At 48.4% G+C, this 26008-nt stretch carries 22 protein-coding genes and 7 tRNA genes; 22 read left to right on the forward strand and 7 right to left on the reverse strand.

What is annotated here, in order from left to right:
* Positions 1-58: 58 nt before the first annotated feature.
* Complete coding sequence (gene brnQ, locus ACXAGQ_RS13420; RefSeq protein WP_475254373.1) at positions 59-1393, reverse strand: branched-chain amino acid transport system II carrier protein; 1335 nt, start codon at positions 1391-1393, stop codon at positions 59-61.
* A gap of 447 nt (positions 1394-1840) precedes the next feature.
* Here brnQ and gloA2 point away from each other — a divergent pair, with 447 nt between their 5' ends.
* A complete protein-coding gene (gloA2, locus tag ACXAGQ_RS13425) occupies positions 1841-2224 on the forward strand; it encodes an SMU1112c/YaeR family gloxylase I-like metalloprotein (protein ID WP_475254374.1) in 384 nt (127 codons plus the stop codon).
* A 44-nt stretch (positions 2225-2268) separates the two neighbouring features.
* Here gloA2 and ACXAGQ_RS13430 read toward each other — a convergent pair whose 3' ends face one another.
* Both ACXAGQ_RS13430 and ACXAGQ_RS13435 read right to left on the reverse strand, forming a co-directional pair.
* Positions 2269-2469, reverse strand: a complete 201-nt coding sequence (locus tag ACXAGQ_RS13430) for a hypothetical protein (protein WP_107299847.1) — start codon at positions 2467-2469, stop codon at positions 2269-2271.
* 243 nt (positions 2470-2712) lie between these two features.
* The gene (locus tag ACXAGQ_RS13435; RefSeq protein WP_475254375.1) at positions 2713-3987 is read right to left on the reverse strand and encodes an amino acid deaminase; all 1275 of its coding nucleotides are present in this window, start codon (positions 3985-3987) and stop codon (positions 2713-2715) included.
* 173 nt (positions 3988-4160) lie between these two features.
* On the opposite strand from ACXAGQ_RS13435, the gene ACXAGQ_RS13440 reads away from it, so the two are divergent.
* The 11 genes from ACXAGQ_RS13440 (at position 4161) to ACXAGQ_RS13490 (ending at position 11684) form a co-directional block, all read left to right on the forward strand.
* Positions 4161-5024 (forward strand): MurR/RpiR family transcriptional regulator, encoded by an 864-nt coding sequence (locus ACXAGQ_RS13440; RefSeq protein WP_475254377.1) that lies wholly within the window; start codon positions 4161-4163, stop codon positions 5022-5024.
* Positions 5025-5090: 66 nt separating this feature from the next.
* Positions 5091-6530, forward strand: coding sequence for an N-acyl-D-amino-acid deacylase family protein (locus tag ACXAGQ_RS13445; RefSeq protein ID WP_475254378.1), 1440 nt, complete (start codon positions 5091-5093; stop codon positions 6528-6530).
* Between the two features lie 51 nt (positions 6531-6581).
* Positions 6582-6974, forward strand: coding sequence for a RidA family protein (locus ACXAGQ_RS13450; protein ID WP_107299851.1), 393 nt, complete (start codon positions 6582-6584; stop codon positions 6972-6974).
* A gap of 527 nt (positions 6975-7501) precedes the next feature.
* Positions 7502-8992, forward strand: a complete 1491-nt coding sequence (locus tag ACXAGQ_RS13455) for a sodium:solute symporter family protein (RefSeq protein ID WP_475254379.1) — start codon at positions 7502-7504, stop codon at positions 8990-8992.
* A 127-nt stretch (positions 8993-9119) separates the two neighbouring features.
* Positions 9120-10013 (forward strand): sugar kinase, encoded by an 894-nt coding sequence (locus ACXAGQ_RS13460; protein ID WP_475254762.1) that lies wholly within the window; start codon positions 9120-9122, stop codon positions 10011-10013.
* Between the two features lie 28 nt (positions 10014-10041).
* Positions 10042-10674 carry a bifunctional 4-hydroxy-2-oxoglutarate aldolase/2-dehydro-3-deoxy-phosphogluconate aldolase gene (locus ACXAGQ_RS13465; RefSeq protein WP_475254380.1) on the forward strand — a complete coding sequence of 211 codons (633 nt, stop codon included), beginning with the start codon at positions 10042-10044 and terminating at the stop codon, positions 10672-10674.
* A gap of 355 nt (positions 10675-11029) precedes the next feature.
* A tRNA-Cys gene (locus tag ACXAGQ_RS13470) sits at positions 11030-11103 on the forward strand.
* Positions 11104-11175: 72 nt separating this feature from the next.
* A tRNA-Cys gene (locus ACXAGQ_RS13475) sits at positions 11176-11249 on the forward strand.
* Positions 11250-11320: 71 nt separating this feature from the next.
* Positions 11321-11394, forward strand: a tRNA-Cys gene (locus tag ACXAGQ_RS13480).
* A gap of 71 nt (positions 11395-11465) precedes the next feature.
* A tRNA-Cys gene (locus ACXAGQ_RS13485) sits at positions 11466-11539 on the forward strand.
* 71 nt (positions 11540-11610) lie between these two features.
* Positions 11611-11684: transfer RNA gene (locus ACXAGQ_RS13490), tRNA-Cys, on the forward strand.
* 44 nt (positions 11685-11728) lie between these two features.
* Here the strand turns inward: ACXAGQ_RS13490 and ACXAGQ_RS13495 are convergent.
* The 3 genes from ACXAGQ_RS13495 to ACXAGQ_RS13505 form a co-directional block, all read right to left on the reverse strand.
* The gene (locus tag ACXAGQ_RS13495) at positions 11729-12334 is read right to left on the reverse strand and encodes a LysE family transporter (RefSeq protein WP_475254382.1); all 606 of its coding nucleotides are present in this window, start codon (positions 12332-12334) and stop codon (positions 11729-11731) included.
* Between the two features lie 224 nt (positions 12335-12558).
* Positions 12559-12714, reverse strand: coding sequence for a hypothetical protein (locus tag ACXAGQ_RS13500; RefSeq protein ID WP_475254383.1), 156 nt, complete (start codon positions 12712-12714; stop codon positions 12559-12561).
* A gap of 84 nt (positions 12715-12798) precedes the next feature.
* Positions 12799-15042 carry an acetyl-CoA hydrolase/transferase C-terminal domain-containing protein gene (locus tag ACXAGQ_RS13505; RefSeq protein ID WP_475254385.1) on the reverse strand — a complete coding sequence of 748 codons (2244 nt, stop codon included), beginning with the start codon at positions 15040-15042 and terminating at the stop codon, positions 12799-12801.
* 328 nt (positions 15043-15370) lie between these two features.
* On the opposite strand from ACXAGQ_RS13505, the gene ACXAGQ_RS13510 reads away from it, so the two are divergent.
* Positions 15371-15736, forward strand: a complete 366-nt coding sequence (locus ACXAGQ_RS13510) for a phasin-related domain-containing protein (protein ID WP_475254386.1) — start codon at positions 15371-15373, stop codon at positions 15734-15736.
* Between the two features lie 132 nt (positions 15737-15868).
* The gene (locus ACXAGQ_RS13515) at positions 15869-17545 is read left to right on the forward strand and encodes a wax ester/triacylglycerol synthase family O-acyltransferase (RefSeq protein ID WP_475254387.1); all 1677 of its coding nucleotides are present in this window, start codon (positions 15869-15871) and stop codon (positions 17543-17545) included.
* Positions 17546-17727: 182 nt separating this feature from the next.
* Here ACXAGQ_RS13515 and ACXAGQ_RS13520 read toward each other — a convergent pair whose 3' ends face one another.
* A complete protein-coding gene (locus ACXAGQ_RS13520) occupies positions 17728-17994 on the reverse strand; it encodes an acyl-CoA-binding protein (protein ID WP_107348625.1) in 267 nt (88 codons plus the stop codon).
* Between the two features lie 361 nt (positions 17995-18355).
* Here ACXAGQ_RS13520 and ACXAGQ_RS13525 point away from each other — a divergent pair, with 361 nt between their 5' ends.
* The 8 genes from ACXAGQ_RS13525 to ACXAGQ_RS13560 all read left to right on the forward strand — a co-directional run bounded on the left by ACXAGQ_RS13525 (position 18356) and on the right by ACXAGQ_RS13560 (position 25926).
* Positions 18356-19993: a GMC family oxidoreductase gene (locus ACXAGQ_RS13525; protein ID WP_475254389.1), complete on the forward strand. Its 1638-nt coding sequence runs from the start codon at positions 18356-18358 to the stop codon at positions 19991-19993.
* Between the two features lie 250 nt (positions 19994-20243).
* On the forward strand, positions 20244-21341 hold the full coding sequence (locus ACXAGQ_RS13530) for a PGAP1-like alpha/beta domain-containing protein (RefSeq protein ID WP_475254391.1): 1098 nt from the start codon (positions 20244-20246) through the stop codon (positions 21339-21341).
* Positions 21342-21478: 137 nt separating this feature from the next.
* The gene (locus ACXAGQ_RS13535) at positions 21479-22240 is read left to right on the forward strand and encodes a metalloregulator ArsR/SmtB family transcription factor (protein ID WP_475254392.1); all 762 of its coding nucleotides are present in this window, start codon (positions 21479-21481) and stop codon (positions 22238-22240) included.
* Between the two features lie 53 nt (positions 22241-22293).
* Positions 22294-22788: a phosphatase domain-containing putative toxin gene (locus ACXAGQ_RS13540; protein WP_475254393.1), complete on the forward strand. Its 495-nt coding sequence runs from the start codon at positions 22294-22296 to the stop codon at positions 22786-22788.
* Positions 22789-23119: 331 nt separating this feature from the next.
* Positions 23120-24121, forward strand: coding sequence for an ArsJ-associated glyceraldehyde-3-phosphate dehydrogenase (locus tag ACXAGQ_RS13545; RefSeq protein WP_107300419.1), 1002 nt, complete (start codon positions 23120-23122; stop codon positions 24119-24121).
* A gap of 94 nt (positions 24122-24215) precedes the next feature.
* Complete coding sequence (gene arsJ, locus ACXAGQ_RS13550; protein ID WP_475254395.1) at positions 24216-25445, forward strand: organoarsenical effux MFS transporter ArsJ; 1230 nt, start codon at positions 24216-24218, stop codon at positions 25443-25445.
* Positions 25446-25688: 243 nt separating this feature from the next.
* Positions 25689-25764: transfer RNA gene (locus tag ACXAGQ_RS13555), tRNA-Gly, on the forward strand.
* Positions 25765-25839: 75 nt separating this feature from the next.
* A tRNA-Leu gene (locus ACXAGQ_RS13560) sits at positions 25840-25926 on the forward strand.
* Positions 25927-26008 lie beyond the last annotated feature (82 nt).

Here is a 26008-nt window from a genome sequence, read left to right on the forward strand (position 1 = left end):
TTGTAAAAAAAGGGGCGGTTTTGTTGTTTTTTTGCGGCATAATTGAGGATTATAGCTACTATTTTGCAGATATTGAGACTGCCGCTTTTCTTCGCTGTGAAAGCGATGCATTCGCCAAAATGCTGAAAAGTAGCGTCGTCAAACAGGGTAGGAACCAGCTTGCATGGGCAGTGTAAAGCGGCATGTAATCAACCAGCATTGCCTCCCATTGTGCAGGGATCAAACCGAGAATATGCAGGGTATCTACGGTGCCGAAAACCAGTGTGACCGAGACGGTAGCGACAAAGATATAACGCTGGTATGGCGATTTTTTCACCATTAGTGCGGTGATAACTAACGCAATCGCAACTGGGCACAGTACTAAGATGACAGGTAGGCTGATCGTTAGGATCTGATCAAGGCCGAAGTTGGCAAGCAAGCCTGTCAGGGCACAAACGATAATTGCTGTGGCAGAAAAAGGGGCATTGAATGTTTGCTGGTAGTATTCGGCACAGGCATTAGTCAGGCCGACGGTTGTCGTCAGGCAAGCCATCACAATGATAACGGCAAGTAGGTACTGGCCATAGATGCCAAACAGGTTAGCGACATACATAGTTAAAATTTCACCGCCGTTAGTCGCATTGCCAGCAACAGCAGAAGAGGTTGCGCCAACATACCCCATGGCAAGATAGCAGGCTGACATCAGTACAGCGTAGATAAGAGTAACTTTCACGGTACTTTTAAATAAGGCGTGGCGTGAGTTCTCGCTATTGCCCGGACTCACACTTTTAGCCTGAATCGTTTTAATGATCACCCAGCCAAATCCAACCGCTGCGATGGCATCCATGGTCATGTACCCCTGGATCAGCCCTTGGGTAACGGCTTGATGCTGGTAGTCCCCGGTTGGGAGTGTCATTGGGCTGATTGGGGTAATGAAAGCCGCGACGGCTAACACGGTGAGAAGTAATACCAACAGCGGTGTCATCACCTTGCCGATGTAATCAACTAACTTTCCTCGTTGGAAAGCGAGTAGCAGGGTAACGGCGACAAATACCAGCGAAAAAGGCAGTAACAGATTGTGTTGGGTAAATGGTGCAATGCCCATTTCATAGGCAACGGTCACAGCCCGGGGCATACCAAATGCTGGGCCGATGGCAGTAAATAGCAATACCCAAAAGCCAGTAGCCATCGGCTTTGGCAAGGCGGCAGTAAGTTGTTGGCTATGGCTTAGACGGCCCAGCACTATCAATGTCAGGGCTGGTAGTCCAACCGCGGTAATAAGGAAACCGAGCATAGCGGGTAAATACTGGGTACCGGCTTGCAGACCGAGAAACGGTGGAAAGATGATATTTCCTGCGCCGAGAAACATCGCAAAAGTCATTAAGCCAATGGCTACGGTGTTGTGTTTAGTCATTCGGACAAGTCCTCTGATATACATCAGTTTTTGTTATGGACCGTCAGAAAGGCTGAAGAAAAACAGGTAGGTATTACATTGCTCCCCGTCAGCCTGGCTGACGGGTAATAGCCGTCAGCCTAGTTAATAATCACTAGAATAGCAGCAATAATTTCGCGAGATACAAACGTTCCGCCTGTTGCTTTCGCAGGCTTGCAAACTGAAAGCTGGCAAGTTGATTGTTGGTTTAGATTCAACAAGGCGTTTTCCTGAACATTAATATCGAAGTCGCTAATAACATATAAATAAAAAACTGGCGTGTAAACAGATGATGGGTAAAAAATTCTGCTTTTATTCTTTGTGGTGGATGTATTCACTGTTGTTGGGGCGGGTTTCGTTGCCTTACCAGCGATGGGATGAGATAGTGACGTTATATAACTTAATGTACTGAATATTAAAGGGTTGGTTATGTTAAAAGGTATTCATCATGCTGCGATAATTTGCTCTGATTATCAGCGTTCGAGGGCATTCTATGTTGATATTCTTGGCTTGACCGTTTTGGCTGAGCACTACCGTGAAGCAAGGGATTCATGGAAGCTAGATTTGCAGTTGCCTGATAAAAGCCAGATCGAGCTGTTTTCGTTTCCTTGCCCGCCTGAAAGGCCAAGTTTTCCTGAGGCGAGGGGGCTGCGCCATCTTGCTTTTGTTGTTGATTCAGTAGAAGCGGTAACGGACTATTTGATTTCGCGCGGGGTAGAAGTGGAGCCAATCCGGATCGATGAATATACAGGTAAGGCATTTACCTTTTTTCAAGATCCGGACGGGTTGCCGCTGGAGCTATATCAAGCTTAAGGGTGATTGTCTTAAAAGCCCATCTATGCGAGAGGGAAGGAGTGTTAACTGAGGATACCGGTTAGCAAACCTGCAAACACCAAACTGGCCACCCCATAGAACCCGAACTCGATGCGTGATTCAACCAGGCTATTTTCGTTGGTGGGTTTGGCTGTCGCCATGGTAAAAAAAGAACCGCCTGCCAAGCCGAGAAGCAGTACGATCAAACCAAAGAGCGTACCTTCAATGAGATAAGTGAAATTCATAAACAGGCCTAATCCTTTGTGGCACGTGAAATGATATAGGGATAATACACATCTCATTGTATCTGGCAAAGGATTTTTAAATGTAAACCTTATAAAAAACAGGGTTTTAGTTGGTTATGTTGTGCGCGTGAATGAATAGGCAGCAATACGCGTATTGCTGCCTGATTTATAATCGCCGCTCTGAGGGTAAAGTAGCCTGGTGGTTAATTAGCCTGGCGATTATATAGAAAGGTCTGCCACCGGTTAGAAGTATGTCTCTACGAGCTTTGAGATCTGGAACTCTTCATCGGCAATACAGATGTATTTCCACTTATCAAATGTCAGGCATGGGTGAGAGGTGGAAAACGCAATCACATCACCGACACGTAAATCGTGGCCTTCAGGTACCGTAACGAAAGTGTGCTGATCCATGATTGCTGTGGCTTCCAAGCCATTTACTTCAATCTCTTCGCCATTGCGGTAGCCGCGCTCTGGGATAGGTAGGCCGGCATCAAACGCCACATCACGCTTGCCTAGGCCAATCACCGCTTTGTTTGGCTCTGGGCGGGAAATCACATACGCCCATACTTCCAGCGCCGATTCAAGATCGCCACCCAAATCACAGGCATAGCCTTGGTTAGCTTGCGCCCTTGCCATGACATTATTTTGGGCATCCTGGTAGATCCCGGTATCGTGGATGAGGTAACAGCCCGGGCGGATAATCGCCAGTAGGTGCTGGCACTTGGCGAAGCTTTCAGCCACGACGTCATACCAAGCCGAGCCGGCACCGGTCACAATAGGGCTATCCAACTGGATTAACCCATCTTCTTTGAGCTGCTCAACCGTTTGTACAGTCGTTGCCAGGAAGTCACGGATAGCTTGTTCGGCATTGTCACCGTGGATCACCCCTTCGTAAACTTCAACACCAGCCAAACGAATGCCTTCCAAGCCATCGATATATTGCGCTAGCTCGATCACTTGCTTCGGTGAGCGGCAACCACAGCGACCACCTTCCACACCAAATTCGATCAGTGCATGCACAGTCACACCGGTGCCTGCGAAGAACGCAGACAGTTGCTCGGCATTCTCCTTAGAATCGACACAGCAGTAGAATGTCACGTCATGCTGGGATAAAAGGCGCTTGATGATTGCCATATTGGCTTTACCCACCAATTGGTTGGCCATCATGATCTGCTTGGCTCCGGCTGCCGCTGCCACTTCGGCATGTGGGGCCGTGGCGACTGTCAGTCCCCAAGCGCCAGCTTCAAGCTGCTGCTCGAAGAACGCGGGTGTCATGGTTGTCTTGCCGTGCGGTGACAGTTTGACGTTGTGGTGTTCTGCAAACTGTTGCATCCAGTTTAGGTTGTTATCAATCGACTGTTGCTTGATAACGGCAGCAGGCAGGCTGATTTCTTCGTTAATTAGGCTGTATTTTCCCTCCGTTTTTTCATCCGCCCATATCCCTTTAGTACCTACGGGAAATTTTTTGTGATGAATATCTTGGTATTTACTAACATGCTTTTTATTTGCTTGGGTCATTTATTATTCTCCTAACATAGCTCTCAGGGCTTGTTATTACTGCGTTTTAGCGTGGTGATAATATTATCGGTGTTAGAAAGTATCAAACATTACTGAGCGATTTGTGCTGTTTCTCACTGTTTTGAACCTGCCCTGAAATTACTATTTGCCCTGTCGAGAGAAAGGTGAAAGCCGTGACTATCGAAGTCGATATTGTTTCAAGAATTACTGAGCGCTTCTCGCAACTGCGGGATGCCGAGAAGAAAGTTGCCATGCTGGTGATTGATGATTTGGCCGCTGCATCGGGTTACAGCATTACTCAAATGGCAGAAGAAGCCGGAGTGAGTGAAGCAACCATTACCCGATTTGCCAAAGCGGTTGGCTGCAAGAATGTCCGTGATCTGAAGCTGAAATTAGCCCAGTCATTGGCAATCGGTCAGCGATTTATCCATGAGTCGCCAGATCAGTCGGGGATCCAAGGGGTTTATGAGTCGATCAAGAATGTGATCAACATTAACCGCAAGGTTGTCGATGAGCAGGATGTGGCTACTGCAGTAGATATGCTGCAGAACGCCCGACAGATTTTGGCCATAGGTATGGGCGGTGGCTCAACCATGTTGTCGCAGGAACTGCAGTTTCGCTTGTTCCGCCTGGGCTACCCGGTAACGGCCTACAACGATGGCCTGTTGGCAAGGATGGTAGCTTCAACTGCCGATGCCAATGATGTGATGGTGGTAATTTCCGCAACGGGTTACACGCCAGAAGTGGTTGAGCCGGCATCGATTGCCAAGCAATACGGCTTGAAGGTGATAGCGATTACGCCTAAAGAGTCACCGCTGGCAGAGGTCAGTGATTTGGTTCTTCCGGTGGTCACCAAAGAGACCGATTTTATCTACAAACCGTCTGCATCACGCTACGCCATGATGGCGTTGATAGATGTGCTGTCGACAGAGTTGGCCTTGAGCCACAAACGCCGGACCCGCGATAAGCTGCGCCGCTTGAAGCTGGCACTAGACAGTCATCGTGGTGGAGAGGATAGACAGCCTCTCGGCGATTAACACAACCTAAGCGAACAGTTCGGCTTAACGGTTGTGCAGAATTAGCGTCATAAAGAAGGAAGTTTCATGCAGTTCGATACCGTTTTCCGAAATGTTCAAGTAGTTGATGGCTCGGGTAGTGAGCCTTACAACGCCGATGTAGCTATTACAGGGGATCGTATTGCAGCTATAGGGGATCTGGCTGGGTGCGAAGCAACACAAATCATCGATGGTCATGGCAAGGCATTAGCGCCGGGCTTTATTGATGTGCACACCCATGATGATACCAATGTGATCCGTTATCCCGATTGTTTGCCGAAGATCAGCCAGGGTGTCACCAGCGTGATTGTTGGTAACTGTGGGATCAGTGCTTCTCCGGCAACGCTGGCGGGTGATCCGCCGGATCCGATGAACCTGCTGGGCAAGCAGCAAGATTTCAAATACCCAACATTCGCTTCATATGCCGAGGCGGTCACGGCGGCAGAGCCAGCTGTCAATGTTGCTGCGCTGGTGGGCCATACCACATTGCGCAATAACGAGATGGATGATCTGTACTGTGCCGCATCCAGTGAAGAAATTGCAGCGATGAAAGCCAAACTGCACGCAGCGATGGAGCAGGGTGCATTGGGTTTGAGCTCTGGTTTGGCCTATGCCTCAGCAAAAGATGCGCCGACAGAAGAAGTGATGGCGCTTGCCGAAGAGCTTGCAGCGTTTGACGGCATTTATACCACTCATATGCGTACCGAGTTCGAGCAGATCCTCGAAGCTATGGAAGAAGCTTTTGCCACGGGTAAACATGGCAAGGTACCTGTTGTAATTTCGCACCTCAAATGTGCAGGTGCGGGTAACTGGGGGCGAACTGTCGAAGTGCTCAACCTGATGGAGAAAAATGCCAAGCACCAAGACGTAGCTTGCGATTGCTACCCGTATTCGGCGAGTTCATCGACGCTCGACCTCAAGCAGGTTACCGACGAGATAGATATTTTCATCACCTGGTCCGACAGCTATCCCGAGCATGCAGGCAAGATGCTCAAGCAAATTGCTGAAGATATGGGACTGCCTCTGATGGAGGCGGCCAAGCAACTTCAGCCAGCAGGCGCGGTATATCACTGCATGGACGAAGCCGATGTTGAGCGGGTACTGAAATACCGACTAACCATGGTGGGTTCAGATGGCCTGCCGAATGATCCACACCCACACCCGCGCTTGTGGGGATCATTTCCACGGGTATTGGGCTACTACAGCCGTGAACGCCAGCTGTTTTCTCTGGGACAGGCGATTCACAAAATGACAGGCATGTCAGCCAAGCGCTACTGCCTCAAAGACAGAGGGGAAATTCGCGAAGGGGCTTATGCCGATATCGTGATGTTTGACCCGAACACCATTATCGATGTTGCAAGTTTCGAAAATCCGATTGCAGCAGCGAAAGGGATTGACGTAGTCATGGTCAATGGCTGCATCAGTTATCAAAACGGTCAGGTGAGTAATAACCGCCATGGTCGTTTCTTATACCGTCACCAGGACTAAACCCTGGGACAGCAAATTGAACTAAGTAACACAACGTTGGAGAAAGAAATTATGACTATCACACGCTACGGCATTGAAGGCGGTACAGGCACCGGCGGTCAGCACCTACCTTTTGCACGTGCAACTCAGGCGGGTGGTTTCCTGTATGTCTCTGGTCAAACACCAATGACAGACGGCGAAGTGGTTGAAGGTGGCATTGTTGATCAGTCTCGCCTGGCGATTCAGAACTGTGTCGACATTATGGAAGAAGCGGGCTACGGCCTTGAAGACGTGGTTCACGTGAAAGTGGTACTGACTGACTCTCGTTACTTTCAGTCATTCAACAAAGTGTTCAAAGAGTTCTTCGGCGAGCACCCACCTGCGCGTATCTGCATGGTATGTGACTTGGTCGTTGACGTAAAAGTTGAAGTGGATGTGACGTGCTACCGCGAAGATCGCCGTTAATTCAGGCATTATCTTCGGGCCCCGCAAAAACAATAAAGCCGCGGGGCTAGCAGAAGCCTAATTGACAAGCGATGCCACAACGGAAGTTGGCGGGCTATTACAGCTAGATATAAAGAATTAGAGCCGAAAGGCCAAAGAAAAAAGGTTGGCAAAGTACCAACCTGAAAAAAGCAAAATACTGAAATGACTCAGTAACTCATGGGGTAGTAAGTGAAGAGACTATCCCCAAGCAAATAAAAGCATATACCAGCCGGCACAAATATTTGTCGGCTCAGAGCTAGCCAGTGATTTAAGAGCAAGACAAATTGTTGAAGATATAGTGGCTCTAAATCGAAACAATTTGATGCAGGTATTAGGTCACTGGTACGCTCCCGGAGGGCAAGTTAAAAAATCACATCTACTGTGTTACTTGATTTTGATGGATACGAATAAATCTTCAATCAAGTGCCTTGTATCTGAGATTTTTTATTCTTGCTGAGCAGATAAATATTTGTGCCGGCTGGTATTCGGATTATAAGAGGTATGGGATGAACAGTACACTCTTTCTCACCGGATTCGGTGCGTATGTGGTTTTTTTAATCTGGTTAGGATGGTTTGTATCGCGTAACCAGAAATCTGGCGAAGACTTTCTACTTGGAGGTCGTGGTCTTCCGCTATTCTTGGTACTGGGTACCACGGTAGCCACCATGGTGGGTACAGGTTCGAGCATGGGTGCGGTTGGCTTCGGTTATGCCAACGGCTGGGCAGGTGCACTATACGGTATTGGTGGCGCACTCGGTATCCTGCTGCTCGCTTACTGGTTTGCTCCAGTGCGTAAGCTGAACTTCATGACGATGAGTGAAGAGCTGTCTTACTATGTCGGTGCCAACAAGGTTGTCAAAAATGTCGTGGGTATCCTGATCTTTACCGCCTCCATCGGTTGGTTGGGCGCGCACATCCTAGGTGGTGGTATGTACCTGGCCTGGATTGCAGATATTGAACTGAATACCGCCAAGTTGATCATCGCGGCTGCCTTTACTATCTACGTAGTGATTGGTGGTTACACCGCAGTCGTTTGGACCGATACAATTCAGGCCGTTATCCTTTTTGCTGGTTTCATCCTGATGGCTGTTCTGTCGGTCAACCACATCGGTGGGCTTGATAACCTGTATGCTGCGATGGAACCTGCGTCTGTCAGCTTCCTTGGCTTGGAAAAACTGGGCATGATCCCAGGTATCTCTCTGGCACTGGTTGTTGGTGTGGGTATCTTGGCAACCCCTTCTTTCCGCCAGCGTATCTACTCGGGTAAAGACGTATCGACTATCCGCCGCTCGTTCGTGATGTCGGGTGTACTGTACCTGTTCTTCTCTATCATTCCAGCGGTTATCGGTATGTCAGCACATGCGATTAACCCTGAGCTGAACAACGCTAACTTTGCGTTCCCATACGTTGCTGCAACAGTGCTGCCAGTGGGTATCGGCATGATTGTTCTGATTGCTGGTCTGTCAGCGACGATGTCGAGTGCAAGTTCGGATGCAATTGCCGGTGTCTCTATCCTGCTGCGTGATATCTACATCATGTTTACGGGCAAAGTGCCATCAAAAGACAAGATGGTTACTTACTCGCGTATCGCACTGGTTATCTGTATCGGTTTGGCACTGCTGTTCGCCCTGACGTCGAATGACATTATCAGCTACATCACCAAGATGATTTCTACAGTGATGTCTGGCATGTTCGTGTGCGGTATGCTGGGTCGCTTCTGGGGCCGCTACAACTGGCAGGGTGCACTGGCTACCTTGGCAGGTGCATCGGCAGCGTCTTTCTCTATCATGTTCAATGCTGACTGGACGGCATTCTGGGGTAACCCGGTCATTCCATCAGTCACTACAGCCTTGGTTGCCGGTGTGGTTGTGAGCCTAGTTACTCCTGCCAACGCAGTGTCTAAGGAAGAGGCGAAGGCTATCCTTGACGCCGAGCGTGCAGCGATGGAAAAGCCTGAAGAGCAAGGTATCGACGCTCAGCCGGCTACCGCAAAATAATCTTCTAAAACTCGTCAAAATGCAGGCCTTTGTTGTGATGTAAGGCCTGCATCTTCAGTTACGCTTTAAATACAGTTCGAATAATTAGAAAGGTGGCAGTGTGAAAATTGCTTTTTTTGGTGAGTGCATGGTTGAGCTCAGTGGCCAACCGCTACAACGGACTTTTGGCGGTGATACGTTAAATACAGCGCTTTACCTGTCTCGTCTGGGCACTAGCCGTGATATCGCTGTCAGTTATGCTACGGCTTTGGGTATCGACAATATCAGCCAGGATATGCTCAATGCCTGGCAACACGAAAATATCGATACCTCTATGGTTCGCAAGCTGGAAAATAAACTACCGGGCCTTTATCTGGTGGAGACCGAGCCGAATGGCGAGCGTCATTTCCATTATTGGCGCAACGATAGTGCAGCCAAGTTCTACTTTGCCAGTGGCACGTCGCCACTAGAACAAGCTATCGAAAGCCATGACTTCGATGCCCTTTATATCAGCGGGATCAGCTTGGCAATTTTGGCTGAAGATGCCAAAGCAACCTTGATTACCTTGTTGGAGAAACACAAAGACAAAGGTGGCAAGGTACTGTTTGATAACAATTTCCGTCCACAGCTTTGGACCTCGAAACAAGCCCAGTACTGGTATTCGCAAGTCCTGCCTTTTGTCGATATTGCCTTGATCACCGAAGACGACGATCACTTGGTATGGGGAGAGACAAACATTGTTGACCGTTGCCAGTCATTCGGTTGCCAGGAAGTGGTGATCAAACGTGGTAGCGAGCCGTGCTTGGTCGTAAGCAAACTGCAATCCGAACAGCCGCAAGAATCCTATATCGCAGCCAACAAAGTGGAAAAAGTGATTGATACCTGCGCGGCAGGTGATTCATTTGCCGCAGGCTATCTAGCGGGGCGTTTGAGTGGTGGTAGTGAATCGACTGCTGCAGAATTAGGACACCAGCTGGCCTCTTTAGTGATTCAGCATCCCGGTGCGATTATCCCGGCTGATGCAATGAACGAGTTAATGTAAAAGAATTTATCAATAGGAACATTGGAACATGTCTCAGCAAATCATTGAGAAACTAAAAGCCTTCAAAGTTATCCCTGTTATTCAAATTAACGATGTGTCACAGGCTGTGCCTCTGGCGAAAACGCTTGTAGAAAATGGCCTACCGGTTGCCGAGGTGACCTTCCGAACAGAAGCCGCTGCAGAAGCTATTCGTTTGATGCGTGAAGCCTACCCGGAGATGTGTATTGGTGCAGGTACGGTACTCAATGCTGAGCAAGTTGATCGCGCTAAGGCGGCCGGTTCGGAGTTTGTTGTCGCGCCGGGGCTGAACCCTAACACGGTACGTTACTGCCAGCAGCAGGGGATCCCTATGGTGCCGGGTGTTAACAGTCCTAGTCAGGTTGAACAAGCGCTGGAGTTGGGTCTGACCTTCTTGAAGTTCTTCCCGGCTGAAGCATCAGGCGGTATCAATATGGTTAAGTCACTACTGGCGCCATACGTTGACGTTAGCTTTATGCCAACTGGCGGTATCGGCAAGGCAAACGTGCGTGATTATCTGGCGATTGATCGCGTGATTTGCTGTGGTGGTACCTGGATGGTGGCACCAAAGCTGATCGAAAATGGTGACTGGGAAGAAATTGGCCGTTTGGTACGTGAAGCAGTTGAGTTGGTGAGTGACTAACAACAGATTTTACTGCTGACAAAGTGCGAATAGAAACGAAGCCCACCACTGGTGGGCTTTTTTTTCAGCACACTTTTTTCTTTTCAATACTTTTTTCTTTTCAAAACTCATAGCACAAAAGGGCGCTGAACTTGTGAGCATGTAATTAGGGGAGAACTTTAAGCCAGTTGTGTTCAAAGCGGCAGTTGATTGGATTCCATACGAATCAGGACGTTTTTTTGGCTTGATGTGTTGGAAATTGTCCAGTTGAAGCAAGTTAGTGTATTTTTGTTTGACTCATCCCTGAAAATCAGTAAATTACACCTCCGTACCGCAGCGGCACTGACCGTAAATCAGCGGTAACAACAAAATTGATGGCGCGTTGGCAGAGTGGCTATGCAGCGGATTGCAAATCCGTGGACCTCGGTTCGACTCCGGGACGCGCCTCCATATTTCGGTTCTGATGCCTGTTGGGCGGCAGCAACCAAGCAAGCTACCGAGCGGGTATGCTTGTGACAATTTGGCGCGTTGGCAGAGTGGCTATGCAGCGGATTGCAAATCCGTGGACCTCGGTTCGACTCCGGGACGCGCCTCCATATTTTGGTTCTGATGCTTGTTGGCAACAGTAACCAAGCAAGCTACCGAGCGGGTATGCTTGTGACAATTTGGCGCGTTGGCAGAGTGGCTATGCAGCGGATTGCAAATCCGTGGACCTCGGTTCGACTCCGGGACGCGCCTCCATATTCGGTTCTGATGCCTATTGGGCAACAGTAACCAAGCGAGCTACCGAGCGGGTATGCTTGTGACAATTTGGCGCGTTGGCAGAGTGGCTATGCAGCGGATTGCAAATCCGTGGACCTCGGTTCGACTCCGGGACGCGCCTCCATATTCGGTTCTGATGCCTATTGGGCAACAGCAACCAAGCGAGCTACCGAGTAGGTATGCTTGTGACAGTTTGGCGCGTTGGCAGAGTGGCTATGCAGCGGATTGCAAATCCGTGGACCTCGGTTCGACTCCGGGACGCGCCTCCATCATTTAAGGCCCAGCGGCAACGCTGGGCCTTTTTTGTTGTTTTTCAACCGGCCAGCTCGATAAAGTTATTCACGCCAAATAGGCAAGTCAGCAAACCGCCTAGTAACTGCAAATAAAACGGGAAGGTAATGCTGTCATCGTCTTTAAATGCAAAGCCAGAAATGGCAAGCAGACACTGGACAATCAAGCTACCGACAAACACAGCCCCGGCAAGTTGCATGGCAAACAGTAAGTCTACCTGCTCGGTGGAATGGCCGATAAATGCCGACAGGGCAATAATAGCTATTGGGTTGGCAAGTGTTAGGTAAAAGGCAGAACGAAAACCGAGCTTCTTAGATGGACGATGAACTCTTGCCAGGAGCTTGGTATTTTTCATGGCATTGAACATCATATAAAAGCCCATGAAAATGAGAACCCAAGAAGACAGCAGGATGATTTGGTAGTGGTATTGATCGAGTTTGCTGATTAATAGGCTGCCGGTCACGAAGCTCACCAACGCATAGCAATAGTCAGCCAGCGCTGCACCGGCAGCACTGCGAACGGCTGCCATGTAGCCATGATGCATCCCATTATTAAGGACCAAAATGGCTATTGGCCCGACAGTCAATGACAAGATAATGCCGAACAGAATGGCTTTTATCACTTCCATAACTACCCCCCACTATTTAACCCACCGCGTTTGATTTGGTTGTTGGAATTTCGGTGGTTTTATTTAAATCATAGTCAGAAACGGAAATGATGTGCTAGAAGAAACAATAAGAGTTTTAGCGGTTTACAACGGATGAGACAGTCATGGTGAGATAGTACAGAAGGAGAGCAGTGTATGAATAACTCCCAGAGGCTGGTAGGGCAACCTCCGGGAGGGGATTCATTTTATTTGTCGGCGTCGACTTCTGCTTCTTCCTTACGTTTTATCGGCTGATCGCCAATAGTTGTCTTCCCTGGGCAGATTCTCTTTACAGGACACTTTGGACAGCCCCAAACCGCAGCATACGGACACAGCGCCATTTCCTTGCTTTTCTTCGACATTGAACACCTCTTTTCTCTCAACGATTGCTTTTTATATAAGAAAGCCGGGCCACATAAGTGGCCCAGCCTTTATTTACGCGATGATCACTTCACAAGTTCAGCAATCACCAGTTTGCGTGTGATTTTTTCTTGTAGGTTTTCAGGTTTATCCAGGCCAACACGCTTAAGCAGAATATCAATATCATGGCCAGGCTTAGGTGCCGACAGTGACTGTGCGATAGCTTTCAGCTTGCCTGTTGGCGTGGCACATTTAGATTTCAGTGCCTTCAGGGCTTTACCTAGTTTTAGCTCTTGGTCAGTGAAGCTACAACCAAATGGGAACGGGCCGAAAATATCTTGGTCGGTGTATTTCTTGTAGAAAGCCTGGATCGCTTCTGGCGTGTTGTTGGCATACTCTTTCGGGATTTGGTAATCCTTGGCGACTTTGCCTGCGGCCTTGGCTTCTTCCAGTAGCTGCTGCTGGAAGCGCGAGTCAGCAATCTTGATAAGCTCGGTGTATACCACGTGGTCTGGTTTGCTGCGCAAGTTAGCAATACCGTATTCGGTGACAACGATGTCACGCAACTGGCGCGGAATAGTGTTATGGCCGTAGTTGAACAGGATGTTCGAGCGTAGCTTACCGTTACGGAAAGAGCAGCTTCGGATCTTGATGATAGAGCGGGATTCGCGCATCTGGCCGGACTGAGCGACGAAGTTGTACTGGCCGCCAACGCCACTGACGACCTGGCCGTTCTCCAGCGCATCGGAAACGACAGAGCCATCAAGAGTGACCATCATCCCTGAGTTCATAAAGCGAGCATGCTGGCGCTGGGCTTGCTTAAGTTGCTGGCTGCCAAGGAAGTGATCATACAGGTCATTGACGTAGTTCACGCTGGTCATGCAGAACTTGTCGTGATCTTCCTGGGTAAAGTTGTTTAGCTCTTGGTAGAAGTCTTTCGGGCCGATGAAGAAAGCACCGTGCATCACTGTACCGCCTTTCAGGCGTTGGCCTAGTGCGTATTTAGTGATCCACTCAAGGGCATCCTTGTCTTGGATATTGGCTTTGCTGGTGCCATCGGTGGTTTTCAATTTACCGTCTACAAACTCAACGTTATCGTTGAAAATACCAAAGCGCTTGAGGTACTTAACGTCTGCTTCGGTTAGCTCGGCAGAGATCGCTTCACGCTCAAGCAGTGCCAACAAGGTCATTACCGTCACTTCGTGAGTGATCATTTCATCGTTGAGCAGGCGCTGGATCGTTAGGTCTTCAAATACTTCACGCTTCAGGATACCGGCACGGTAAAGGTGGACAAAGCCATCGACCATTAGCTCACTACAGCCGTAGAGGCCTTTCTCGAAGGCACCTGTATCACCCACTTCTTTGCAGACAGGGAATTTTTCGTAGATGTTCAGCTCAGACAGCATTTTGTTATACATGCGGTTTTGCTGGTGGCGAACAAGGGCGCTGTAGGAGAGGGCACTACTTAGGGAGCCAATCCCCACCTGTAGCGTACCGCCATCTTTGATCAAGGCACTAGAGTAGAGGCCGATCATATGGTCTTCAGCTGAAATGCTGGCATGCGGCGCAGCGAACAGTTGGTAGTCTTTGTGATCAGGCAGGCTATTGCCATCTAGGATGAAATCGAACTCAGAGCTCGCCACTTCAGCATGGTTTTGCATGAAAGGCATGTTGCTGTTTACTTCGCCGATAATGGTGATATTTCGGCCTTGCGCTTTCTGCTTCTCGATTTCGATGGCGAAGTCCAGTGCCAGATCAGAGTTACTGCTTAGGCTGTAAGTCGTCACGCCGTCCACAGTACGGGCAGCGACCAATTGGCCAATGACGTTCACGCCTTTATCCAGCAAGTCACGAACAGCATGGGTGTAGTTGGTAGACGTGTAGTTTTGCTGCTGTGGTGAATTCATAAAGCTACCGGCTTTGAAGAAGAATTCACTAACAGTGATGTTGCTAGGCACTTTGCCAGCACGCAGATCCATGATGTAGTCAATATCAGGGACATCTTCAAACTCACGAGCAACGAACGGTTCTAGGAAGCCGCGTTCAATTTTGCTTTTACCTACCGGTTTTTCCAAAGTGATCCCGGTTTCGATCCGTAGATTGATGCTTGGATCTTTCTTTGCTCGTTGATAAAGCGCATTCACAAAGCTAACAGGCTTACCGATAGCAAGTGGCGCGCCAAGGACAATGTTCTTACCGACAGTTGCAATGATTTGATCAACCAGATCGTCTGGCTTGGCGATCACTTTTGCGGGAGCTTTCGTTGTGGAGTCAGACGGTTCAAGGGATGGGTTTGGGTATGATGAATCTACGATTTCTAAAACTGACATAGTGCATTCCTTGTTCGATATTATTCATATATGTTCTTATAGTTGTTATCCCCCCATTGTTGCGTCTGAACTTAGAGCGTTCACTCTATTTTTGGACAAAAAAGCCCCAAAATTTGCCTAGTGTGCGGTTTTGGGACTTCAGTCACGTGTATGCGCAATCGGCATTGTTAATGTGTACGCATACTATGGAACCCGTAATTCTTACCTGCTAGGCGTTGTGTGAGCTGCTTACCAATTCCTGGGTTGAATTAGAAAGATTGATCTAATTCTAATTGGTAGGGTTTAACCATCGAAAAAGATATTTCTCTGATTTATTGAGGATAAAGTGATGATTACCCCTAAGAAAATTATTGGAACTGTAAAATCTGCCACCCAGATGGGTGAGTCTTCTGTCCGTACTGTGATTTGGGCTGGCCTTGGCGCGTACAGCAAAGGTACTGAGCAAGTAGGTATGGCACAGCACATGATGAGCAAGCAACTCCAAGATTTGGTTTCCAAAGGCAGCGAAGTGGAAACTGAAATGGTTGAGCGCATTAAAGATACCAAGCGTGGTCTGTTCGGTCAGGCTGAGTCACAATTCAATCATGCCTTCAACGCGACTTGCGGTATCGACCGCGATCGTATGAGCAACTTCGAAGAGAAAGTGGACCGTCTTCAAGAGATGGTGGAAAAGCTGGCTGAAAAGTCGAAGTAACGGAAATTACACAATAGCGACAATGGCAAAGGGACAGACCTTGATTGGGTAGCATTAGCGCCAACTAGTATCAAGTCAGGAGCTAATGCTCACCCGTCAGACCATGCCACACCGCAAGAAAGGATTAGATTTATGCCGAGTTTGTCTCTGCTGGATTTCAGCTTCATTGCCTTTGAAACGGCAAAAACCCCAATGCATGTTACTGGTTTGGTCATTCTAGAGCCGCCAGAAGAGCATGCCGGGACTTATGCCCAAGAGCTCTATGCCAATTTCCTGCAGCAGCCGGAAATGGTACCACCCTTTAACTGGAAGCTTAACTGGTCACTGACAGGCCGTCCGAGCTGGACAACGGTAAACCACGTTAACTTGGAAGATCACCTGCGTATTACCATGCTTCCGTCCCCGGGGAACGAGCAGCAGTTGCAGCAAGTGGTTGGCCGTTTGCACAGCCAAGTGCTGGATCGCAGCCGCCCGATGTGGGAAGTGTGGGTGATTGGCGGGCTTGAAAATAACCGCGTGGCATTAGTGCTGAAGATCCACCACTCGATGGCAGACGGTGTTCGTGCTGGGAAGATCTTTACCCAAAGCTGTGCAACATCGCCTGATGAGTCATTCAACAAGCCAATCTGGCAGTGTGATTTGAGAAAATCATCCCGTCAGCGCCGTGAAGAATCGCACCTAACTGACATGGTCATGAAAACAGCTGTGGCAGCAACCAAGCAGATTTCGCTGATCCCATCAATGTTCCGATTGGGCAGTAAACTAGCGATGAAAGCGGTGAATATTGCTGATTGTGATTTGAAAGTGCCGTTTACCGCACCCAAGACACCCTTTAACCAGAGCCCTAAACGCAGTCGTGCGGTTAGTCTTGGTCATTTCTCCATCAAGCAGCTCAAACACATTAGCCGCATTACCGGCGCGTCGATGAACGATATCCTGTTCACTATCAGTGACATCGCATTGAACCGCTACCTCAACGACCGTGCGATCCCAATCCGCAAGCCACTGGTAGCGATGATGCCTATCAACCTGCGCGCGAAAGGGGATGAAGGCAAATCGGGCAACAAGATGTCGATTGGCCATGTTGAGCTGGGCAAGCAAGGGTTGTCTCCACTTGAGCGCCTTGAGTCTATCCAGCATGCGACAACGGATCTGAAAAACGAAGCCCTGAATATTTCGCCAGATGCTTACATCAACTACTCATTGCTGGTAAATGGTGTCTCGCTGTTCAGCGGTAAATTTGGCTTGAATAACTTTATACCGCCAGCCAGTAATCTCCTTATCTCTAATGTGCCAGGAGCCAAAGAAGAGCTTTACTTCATGGGTGCCAAGGTTCGCGAGCAATACCCAGTATCTTTGCTGATGCCGGGCCAGACTTTGAACATTACTTTCTTCAGTAATGCCGACACCATGTACTTCTCGCTGGTGGCGTGTAACCAGTCGCTACCGGGTTTTGAAGTGATCACCGACTACATGTGCGATGCCTTTGCCGAGATTGAGCAGGAAGTGATGGAAACGGCGGCGCAGGCCGTTGCCGAGCAACTTGGCTATCAACATGATGAGTCGTTGGCTGTTGAACTGGCGGTAGAAGCCGCACAGGAGTCTTTAACGCCGGAAGATGACGAGTTCGAAAAGCTTTATCAGGAAAAGCAGCGCAAAGTCGAAGAGCTTGAAAAGCAGTTGGCACAACTGACCGAGATGCTATCAGCTACTGTCGATATTGACCCTGAAACGCCTGCGACCAACCAAGACGAAATCAGTCCTGCACCTCGCAAAGAGAGGGTGAGAAAGGCCAAAAGTGCCAGCTAGTTAGCCAAGATTGCCAGCTAGTTAGCACGAGCGATTAACCTTGTGAAAGCCAGAACCGCGAAAGTGGTTCTGGTTTTTTTTGGCATGAGCTTTTTCGACATAGGCATTGCTAGAGTAGGTGTAGATACAAAAAAGGCCGCATAGCGACCTTTCATAAAAGTTGGGAGCGAGTTGTCTGAGGCTTACGCGTAAGCAGCGGTCAGTTCACCGACTTTGTCGACATACTGCTGCATGGCTGTTTCTGCATCCATACCTTTTAGTTTTTCCCACGCGTCGTATTTCGCGCCGCCTTTGAAGTCAAACATGCCAGGGCGTTTGCCTTTCACGTCACCGTCAGTTGCTTGCTTGAACAGTGAGTATAGTGCTAGTAGCTCGTCGTTAGATGGGCGTTTAGTCAATGCTTTTACGTCAACTTGAGCTTGTTCAAAACTCGCTTTTAGATCTGCCATGATGTGTTCCTTTACTTGTTCCTAGCCAGCACAAAACAGTGTGCCGAGATAATTGATGAAAACTCTTTTCGTCCAGTAAAAGGACAAGAGAAAACCGTTCGGTTTAATGAATTCAGAAAATGCTGTATTCCTTTAGCCAATACATATTTGCACTGGTCTGAGGTCATGTCTCCTATTAAATGCAAAAAGTTTAATATGGATCACTATTTAATTTTTAGTGATGAAATAATTCATAATCTGCGAGGTATTTGCCCAATCAGAAATAAACTACACTATGATTAATTGAAACAAAAAATAGATGATAAAGACTGGAATTATTAATTGGCTGGCTGAACAAGGATTATTCTATTGAGGGAAAGCTATGTATGACTTCATTATTGTAGGGGCGGGTTCGGCAGGATGCGTGCTTGCAAATAGACTATCATCTGATCCTTCTTTAAAAGTCTGCCTCATTGAGGCTGGCCCAAAAGACTGTAGTCCGGTTGTCCATGTTCCTTTGGGCATCATCGGCATGATGCATTCAAAGAAAATGAACTGGCGCTACTACACCGACCAGGAACCGAACCTGCAAAGCCGCCAACTGTTTTGGCCCAGGGGAAAGACCCTGGGAGGAAGCTCTTCATCCAATGCGATGTGCTATATCCGCGGCCATGCCAGTGACTATGATGAGTGGGCTTCGCTGGGAAACAAAGGCTGGGGCTATGACGAAGTGCTGCCGTATTTCAGGAAATCAGAAACCCAAGAGCGTGGTGGCGATGACTACCATGGTGCAAATGGCCCATTGCATGTGTCTGATTTACGGATAAATAACCCGCTATCTGATGCATTTTTGAAGGCAGCTGAACAAGCAGGGCATGACATCACTACGGACTTTAACGGCAAGGAACAAGAAGGGGTCGGCTATTACCAAGTCACCCAGAAAAATGGCCAGCGTTGCAGTTCGGCTGTCGCTTATCTTCGCCCAGCAGAGCTGCGTTCAAACCTGACGGTTATTACGGATGCAACTACAACTAAAGTATTAATTAAAAACGGTAAAGCAACAGGGGTTGAGTACCTTAAAGGTGGCCAGCAGCATCAGGTTATGGTGAATAAAGAGGTCATTTTAAGCGGCGGTGCAATCAATAGCCCGCAGCTGCTAATGCTCTCTGGTGTCGGGGATCAGCAAGAGCTTGAAGCCCACGGTATTGAGGTAAAACACCATCTTCCCGGAGTGGGCAAAAACCTCCAAGACCACCTTGATGTGCTGGTGGTAACGCGCGAGCGTACTTTCCATTCTGTTGGCTTTTCGCCTGTTGCCCTAACGAGGGCAATCAAAGGAATATTCGATTACCTATTGTTTAGAAAGGGTAATTTTACAACTAATATTGCTGAGGCTGGGGGCTTCGCCAAGACGTCGCCCGAGCTTGATAAACCGGATGTCCAGTTCCATTTTTCTCCGTGCTATCTGGATAACCATGGTTTGAATTTATGGCAAACGGTGAAGCATGGCTATTCGCTGCATGCGTGTAACCTAAGGCCTAAAAGCCGGGGAAGCTTGGGGCTAGCCAGTGCAGACCCGCTAGCGCCACCCCGTATAATCGCGAATTACCTCAGTCATCCTGAAGATATGGAAGTCATGCTCAAAGCGATTAAGCTTTCACGGCAGATATTGAAGCAGGCTGGGTTTGATCATTACCGCGGCAAAGAGGTCTTCCCGGGTAAGGAAGTACAAACTGACTCGCAACTAGAGGAGTTCATCAGGCGCAAGGCAGAGTCAATTTACCACCCCGTTGGCACCTGTAAGATGGGGCATGATGATCAAGCGGTGGTCGATGAAAGGTTGCGTGTTCATGGGGTGAAAGGGTTGCGTGTTGTGGACGCGTCGATTATGCCAACCTTGGTGGGGGGGAATACAAATGCACCTACCATTATGATTGGTGAGAAAGCGGCTGACATGATACTGGAAGATATATCCATCATCGAAACGAATATTTCCAAGCTGAAAGATTGTGTGGCATAAATAGGTTATCTTTCATAATTGAGGCACGATAAATTTAATTTTATCGTGCCTTTTTTTTGTTTTTTAAAGTTAGTATGAATATTCTAATTTTTTATTCTATTATGTTTTGTTACTTATGATTTATATTTACCCTTCGGGTATAAATAATAACCCTCAAGTGCCGTCACTTTTCTCACTGCTAAAATCGGTTGTTAATTCTAATCCATATGCTTAATATCAGATAAATAGATGGTATTTGTTTGAGGTAGTAATGATTTCTAAAAACGAATGGAGCGAAAAGCTCAAAAGCCTCAAGGAAGATATTTCTAGCAAAGTGATAGAAAACTCGGAGTTTGCCAAACAACGAGTGGTTGAGCTGCTGGAGCACGGATTGCCGCCAGCTCAAGGGGATGCTTTGCTGGCAAGCTTTAATGGTTTAGTTGGTGACCATTTACTGCAGAGAAACAGCCGTTTCGCCATACCTATGGTGTTCACTGATCATACCCGGCATTTAAGCGATGATGCCGAACTGCTTGAACGTCAGTTATCTGATGCATCTGGCCGTATTGTACTGTGTGTTCATGGCTGGTGTATGGCCGACAAAGGTTGGGTAAGAAAAGGCCACGATCATGGTAAGCAGTTTATTAATGCGGGTTATACCCCTATCTACCTGTGGTACAACACCGGCAACCATATCTCCCTCAATGGTGAAGAGTTTGCCTTCAGGCTGGAAAAGCTATTGCAGGCTTGGCCTTGTGAGGTCAAAGAGCTGGTGATCATCGGCCACAGTATGGGCGGTTTGGTAACGCGCAGTGCCTGTTACTATGCCGGCATCAACCAGCTACAGTGGCTACAGGTGCTCCGTACCTTTATTACGTTGGGGACACCGCACAATGGTGCACCACTGGCGAAGCTAGCTTGCTGGATCGATGAACAAGTGGCGAATACGCCGCAGCTTAAGTTCTTGCAAAAGCTGGGTGAGATACGCAGCAGCGGCAGTAAGGATCTAAGCCGGGGCTACATTGTCCACGAAGATTGGCAAGCGGCGACAATTCCTTTCAAGCAACCGGAAGAAGACATAGCTACGGGAACTGCGTTAATCCAACGTCCGACTCTGCCTGATACGGTCAAGTGTTATGCCATTGCCTCTTGTCTTGGCAAGAACATTCAGGATGAGAACAACCGCAAGCTGGGGGATGGGCTTGTTCCTGTGTCCAGTGCACTGGCTGAAAGCTCAAAAGGGGTGATGGCATTGAATTACCCGCCAGAAAATAAGTGGGTTGTGGGTGGGGTTGATCATCTTGACTTGCTTAACCATCCTGCAGTTGCAGCGAAAGTCAGCGAGTGGGTGCTGGCAAATACGTTGTAGCGCTAATAGCTCCTCTGACGGCACCTCGCTCAATAGACCTGTTAGATTCGCGACTAGGGGATTTACATATAATGGAAAGCATATATAATGCTTTCCATATGTATACATTAGTGTATTAACCAATTGCCGCGAGTCACATGAAACGTATCTTATTTTTATGTACCGGAAACTCAGCCCGCTCTCAGTTAGCAGAGGCCGCGATGCGGCATATGGCGGGTGAGCATTACCAAGTTGTTAGTGCAGGGATGGCACCAGAGGATGTAGATCCTCGTGTATACCGTGTATTGGCCGAGCGCGGCATCAATAGCGATAACTTGCAGAGTTGCTCGGCAGCGGATCTCGAAGGACAGCATTTCGATACCGTGATCACCCTGTGTGACAAGGCCAGTAATGAATGTGCTTTGTTCCCTGACTCCGATGCACTGCTTCACTGGGACTTCAAAGATCCCAAGCCACAGAGCGGCGACCAACCTTTCCGTGACACCTTAGACGGCTTGGAAAGTCGCATGGCATTGTTTCTGATGCTCAATGGTGAAGAGCACGATTCGGTGATTGGCCCCGTCGAGCTATTTAAAGTGCTTAGTGATCCGCTACGCCTGCGTATCTTGATGTTGATTGAAGATGAGCAAGCGCTGACAGTAGGCGATCTGGTCGATGTACTTGGTGTGAGCCAGCCTAAAGTCTCACGCCATCTGGCCTTGCTGCGTGACGGTGGTGTGCTGGAGACTCAGCGGGAAGGGCAGTGGATTTTTTATCATTTGGCTAAGCAATTGCCGGTTTGGATCCGCCATATCCTTGCTACAGTGAGAAATGGCAATCCGGGCATGATCAATGACGAAAAGATCAAACTCAGCCATCGTGAAGAGCGTAAAAAGCCAGGCTTTAGCAAAGTTAGCTAGTATTTTTATTTTAAGATTAATTAGAAGTAAGTTACTTATTTATAGGTGCAAATATGTCAAACACACACCCATTCTGGGCTCTGCCTTTAGAAGATAGCGGCAAGCTGCTACTGACTCCATGTCCAGGTACCAAAGAAGTTTCTCTGCACGACTCGCTAGTGCAACTAAAAGAAGCTGGCGCAACAGCAGTACTAACAGCCCTTGAACCAGAAGATCTTCCGGAAGGCGGTTTGGAAGCCTTAGCGGAAGAGTGCCGTGGCCTAGGTATGCGTTGGTTCCACCTGCCTATCGAGGATGACTGTGCGCCGGGTGCTCAGTTTGATGCAAACTTCCCTGAAGCTAACAAAGCAGCTCAGGCTATGTTGGATAACGGCGATGCGATTGCTGTTCACTGCATGGGTGGCTCTGGCCGTACTGGCTTGATTGCCGCACGCATTATGCTGTCTCGTGGTGCAGAGTTGAACTCAACGATCGAGAAGATCCAAGCGCTTCGCCCGGGTGCTTTCCAGCGTCAGCCACACATCGACTACATCCAGCAGTACAAGTAAGCCCGTCAGGCTTTCCTTACTCATAGAATGCCCTGCCTTTGCGGGGCATTTTTGTATCTGATAGTTATCCCCTAGATTCCGTTATTCTTTCGTTATCTCGTTACTGTAGCTTGGAAATAGCATAACTATAATTTGCTTTGTGACCCTTCATAAAGCGAAGGAAAAGCGCCTATCTCAGTACCTAACGTCACCGGGCTGTGTCCTTGGCAGTTACAGTAGTAATTAATTGAAAAAAGATCTGGAAAAGCGGTTCGGATCTGGCTAGTATATGCGGCATACCATATATATGCTAAATCATATGTTCAAGTTAACGGTTTAAGGAAAGTGGATTATGGCTATCAAAGTAGGCATTAACGGTTTTGGTCGTATTGGTCGTTTGGCGATGCGTGCTGCGTTTGATTGGGAAGAAGTGGAATTTGTTCAAATCAATGATGTAGCGGGTGACGCGAAAACATTAGCTCATTTGATGGAGTTCGATTCAGTACAAGGCCGCTGGCATCATGCCGTGACTTCTGATGGTCAATCGATGCAGATTGGTGACTCTGTGATCCGCTGTACGCAAGAGCGCGATATCGATGCGGTAGATTGGTCTGGCTGTGATGTCGTACTGGAAGCGACCGGTGTTCACCGTGAAATGGAATACCTGAACAAGTACCTAGCACAGGGTGTTAAGCGTGTTGTAGTTTCTGCACCAGTGAAAGATGACAGCGTGTTGAACGTGGTAGTGGGTGTGAACGATTACCTGTTTGATGCTGACAAGCATAAGATTGTCACAGCGGCTTCTTGTACTACCAACTGTATTGCCCCTGTTGTTAAGGTTATCCACGAGAAATTCGGTATCGAGCAGTCGTCATTCACGACGATTCACGATCTGACAAACACGCAAACTATCCTAGATGCGCCACACAAAGATCTTCGTCGTGCCCGTGCATGTGGTATGAGCCTTATCCCAACCACTACTGGTTCTGCGAAAGCGATCATTGATATCTTCCCTGAGCTTGAAGGCAAAATTAATGGCCACGCGGTTCGCGTACCTCTAGCCAATGCGTCACTAACAGACATCATCTTTGACCTAAGCCGCGATGTGACTGCTGAAGAAGTTAACGCTGCATTGAAAGAAGCGTCTGAAAACGAGCTTGCAGGCATTCTGGGCTACGAAGACCGTCCACTGGTATCTATCGACTACAAAGGTGACCAGCGCTCAACCATCGTTGATGCACTATCAACCATGGTTGTGAACGACCGTATGGTGAAAGTGTACGCTTGGTACGATAACGAAATGGGTTACGCAACCCGTACTTCTGAGCTAATCCGTAAGGTTGGCTTGGCGTAAGCAACACCGTACCAATGGCCAGCCCCAGTTATTGGGGGCTGGCCTTCGTAATATATAGTGGTACACAGCAACAAACAGTAGAGTGAGTTATTGCATGATTTCGGCTATTGCCAACCTCTCCAAAGATGTTCGTCAGTACATGCTGGTGACATTCAATTACTGGAACTTCACCATTACTGACGGCGCACTGCGCATGTTGGTCGTCTTACATTTCCACCAGTTGGGTTACAGCTCGCTGCAGATCGCTTCGCTCTTCTTGTTCTATGAATTTTTTGGCGTCGTTACCAACTTGATTGGTGGCTGGCTGGGTGCCAAGCTGGGCCTGAACCGCACCATGAATATTGGCTTGGCGATGCAGGTCGGTGCGCTGGTTATGCTAGCGGTACCGTCGGCGTACCTGACTGTACCTTGGGTGATGTTGGCACAGGCAGTTTCAGGTATCGCCAAAGACCTCAATAAGATGAGTGCCAAGAGTGCCATCAAAACCCTGGTTCCAGATGAAAAGCAGGGCGCTTTGTACAAGTGGATCGCTATCCTGACCGGTTCTAAGAACGCGCTGAAAGGTGCTGGCTTCTTTATCGGTGGTTTGCTGTTGGCCGTTGTTGGCTTCAAAGGCGCAGTTCTAGCTATGGCAGCGGTATTGGCTTTGGTACTTATCCTCAGCTTGGTGTCACTAGAAAAAGACATGGGCAAGGCCAAGAACAAAATCAAGTTCAAGCAGATCTTCTCGAAAAGCGAGAGCATCAACATTCTCTCTGCGGCCCGTATGTTCCTGTTCGGCGCAAGGGATGTCTGGTTCGTAATTGCCTTGCCAATCTACCTAAGCCAGGTGTTTGATTGGGACCACACCATGGTCGGCGGCTTTCTGGCCCTCTGGGTAATAGCCTATGGTTTTGTTCAGGGCATCGCACCGAAAATTACCGGTAAATCGAAAGGCACAGTGCCTGACGGTCGTGCCGCGATGGGATGGGCCGGTTTGCTGAGCCTTATTACCATGGGTGTTGCCCTAGGCGTGCAGTTCAACTGGCAGCCTGAGTTTACTATCGTGGTTGGCTTGTTGATCTTCGGCGCGGTGTTTGCGGTTAACTCTTCACTGCACTCATACCTGATTGTGAGCTATGCCAAAGACGACGGTGTTTCTCTGGATGTCGGCTTCTACTACATGGCTAACGCGATGGGCCGTTTGATTGGTACCGTACTGTCTGGTTTGGTTTATCAGTATGCGGGTTTGGCGGCTTGCTTATGGGTATCGGTGATCTTCTTGGTACTGACAACGATTATCTCAATTCGTCTGCCTGCACACCCTGAAAAAGCGAAAGCCTGATTACGCGATGTTATCGCTGAATCACTAAAACGCTTACATTTTATAGCCCAGCCACCGAGCTGGGCTTTTTAGTATGAGAAGACTAAGAGAACTGCAAATTTAGTGGTTGAAAAATGTGAGATATTTCTTCTTCTTGATCGAGTTTTGTTCATTCAAATCAAAACATTAAAAAAACGCGTTGACTCATTTCTGTAATCGGTTAAAGTACATCTCGTCTTCAGGGCAAAGCCCACAAGAAGCAATGCGACACTAGCTCAGTTGGTAGAGCGCAACCTTGCCAAGGTTGAGGTCACGAGTTCGAACCTCGTGTGTCGCTCCAAATTAAATCTTACGGCATTAAGCGGTAAGAATAGATGGTGTTTACTGTACTAAACGGCATCGCAAAGAATTGCGTGCCCTGGTGGTGGAATTGGTAGACACAAGGGATTTAAAATCCCTCGGCGTTCGCGCTGTGCCGGTTCAAGTCCGGCCCGGGGCACCATCTACATAGAAAGCCTCAGCAGAAATGCTGGGGCTTTTTTGATTTCAGTGTCTTTTCCAATCAACTTTCAACCAAGTCTATC

The sequence above is a fragment of the Photobacterium sp. ABD4_091 genome (genome assembly GCF_056160145.1).

Excerpts from the sequence above, each read along its gene's own strand:
- brnQ (WP_475254373.1), bottom strand. The coding sequence starts at position 1,393 with ATGACTAAACACAACACCGTAGCCATTGGCTTAATGACTTTTGCGATG.
- gloA2 (WP_475254374.1), top strand. The coding sequence starts at position 1,841 with ATGTTAAAAGGTATTCATCATGCTGCGATAATTTGCTCTGATTATCAG.
- ACXAGQ_RS13430 (WP_107299847.1), bottom strand. The coding sequence starts at position 2,469 with ATGAATTTCACTTATCTCATTGAAGGTACGCTCTTTGGTTTGATCGTA.
- ACXAGQ_RS13435 (WP_475254375.1), bottom strand. The coding sequence starts at position 3,987 with ATGACCCAAGCAAATAAAAAGCATGTTAGTAAATACCAAGATATTCAT.
- ACXAGQ_RS13445 (WP_475254378.1), top strand. The coding sequence starts at position 5,091 with ATGCAGTTCGATACCGTTTTCCGAAATGTTCAAGTAGTTGATGGCTCG.
- ACXAGQ_RS13450 (WP_107299851.1), top strand. The coding sequence starts at position 6,582 with ATGACTATCACACGCTACGGCATTGAAGGCGGTACAGGCACCGGCGGT.
- ACXAGQ_RS13455 (WP_475254379.1), top strand. The coding sequence starts at position 7,502 with ATGAACAGTACACTCTTTCTCACCGGATTCGGTGCGTATGTGGTTTTT.
- ACXAGQ_RS13460 (WP_475254762.1), top strand. The coding sequence starts at position 9,120 with ATGGTTGAGCTCAGTGGCCAACCGCTACAACGGACTTTTGGCGGTGAT.
- ACXAGQ_RS13465 (WP_475254380.1), top strand. The coding sequence starts at position 10,042 with ATGTCTCAGCAAATCATTGAGAAACTAAAAGCCTTCAAAGTTATCCCT.
- ACXAGQ_RS13495 (WP_475254382.1), bottom strand. The coding sequence starts at position 12,334 with ATGGAAGTGATAAAAGCCATTCTGTTCGGCATTATCTTGTCATTGACT.
- ACXAGQ_RS13500 (WP_475254383.1), bottom strand. The coding sequence starts at position 12,714 with ATGTCGAAGAAAAGCAAGGAAATGGCGCTGTGTCCGTATGCTGCGGTT.
- ACXAGQ_RS13505 (WP_475254385.1), bottom strand. The coding sequence starts at position 15,042 with ATGTCAGTTTTAGAAATCGTAGATTCATCATACCCAAACCCATCCCTT.
- ACXAGQ_RS13510 (WP_475254386.1), top strand. The coding sequence starts at position 15,371 with ATGATTACCCCTAAGAAAATTATTGGAACTGTAAAATCTGCCACCCAG.
- ACXAGQ_RS13515 (WP_475254387.1), top strand. The coding sequence starts at position 15,869 with ATGCCGAGTTTGTCTCTGCTGGATTTCAGCTTCATTGCCTTTGAAACG.
- ACXAGQ_RS13520 (WP_107348625.1), bottom strand. The coding sequence starts at position 17,994 with ATGGCAGATCTAAAAGCGAGTTTTGAACAAGCTCAAGTTGACGTAAAA.
- ACXAGQ_RS13525 (WP_475254389.1), top strand. The coding sequence starts at position 18,356 with ATGTATGACTTCATTATTGTAGGGGCGGGTTCGGCAGGATGCGTGCTT.
- ACXAGQ_RS13530 (WP_475254391.1), top strand. The coding sequence starts at position 20,244 with ATGATTTCTAAAAACGAATGGAGCGAAAAGCTCAAAAGCCTCAAGGAA.
- ACXAGQ_RS13535 (WP_475254392.1), top strand. The coding sequence starts at position 21,479 with ATGAAACGTATCTTATTTTTATGTACCGGAAACTCAGCCCGCTCTCAG.
- ACXAGQ_RS13540 (WP_475254393.1), top strand. The coding sequence starts at position 22,294 with ATGTCAAACACACACCCATTCTGGGCTCTGCCTTTAGAAGATAGCGGC.
- ACXAGQ_RS13545 (WP_107300419.1), top strand. The coding sequence starts at position 23,120 with ATGGCTATCAAAGTAGGCATTAACGGTTTTGGTCGTATTGGTCGTTTG.
- arsJ (WP_475254395.1), top strand. The coding sequence starts at position 24,216 with ATGATTTCGGCTATTGCCAACCTCTCCAAAGATGTTCGTCAGTACATG.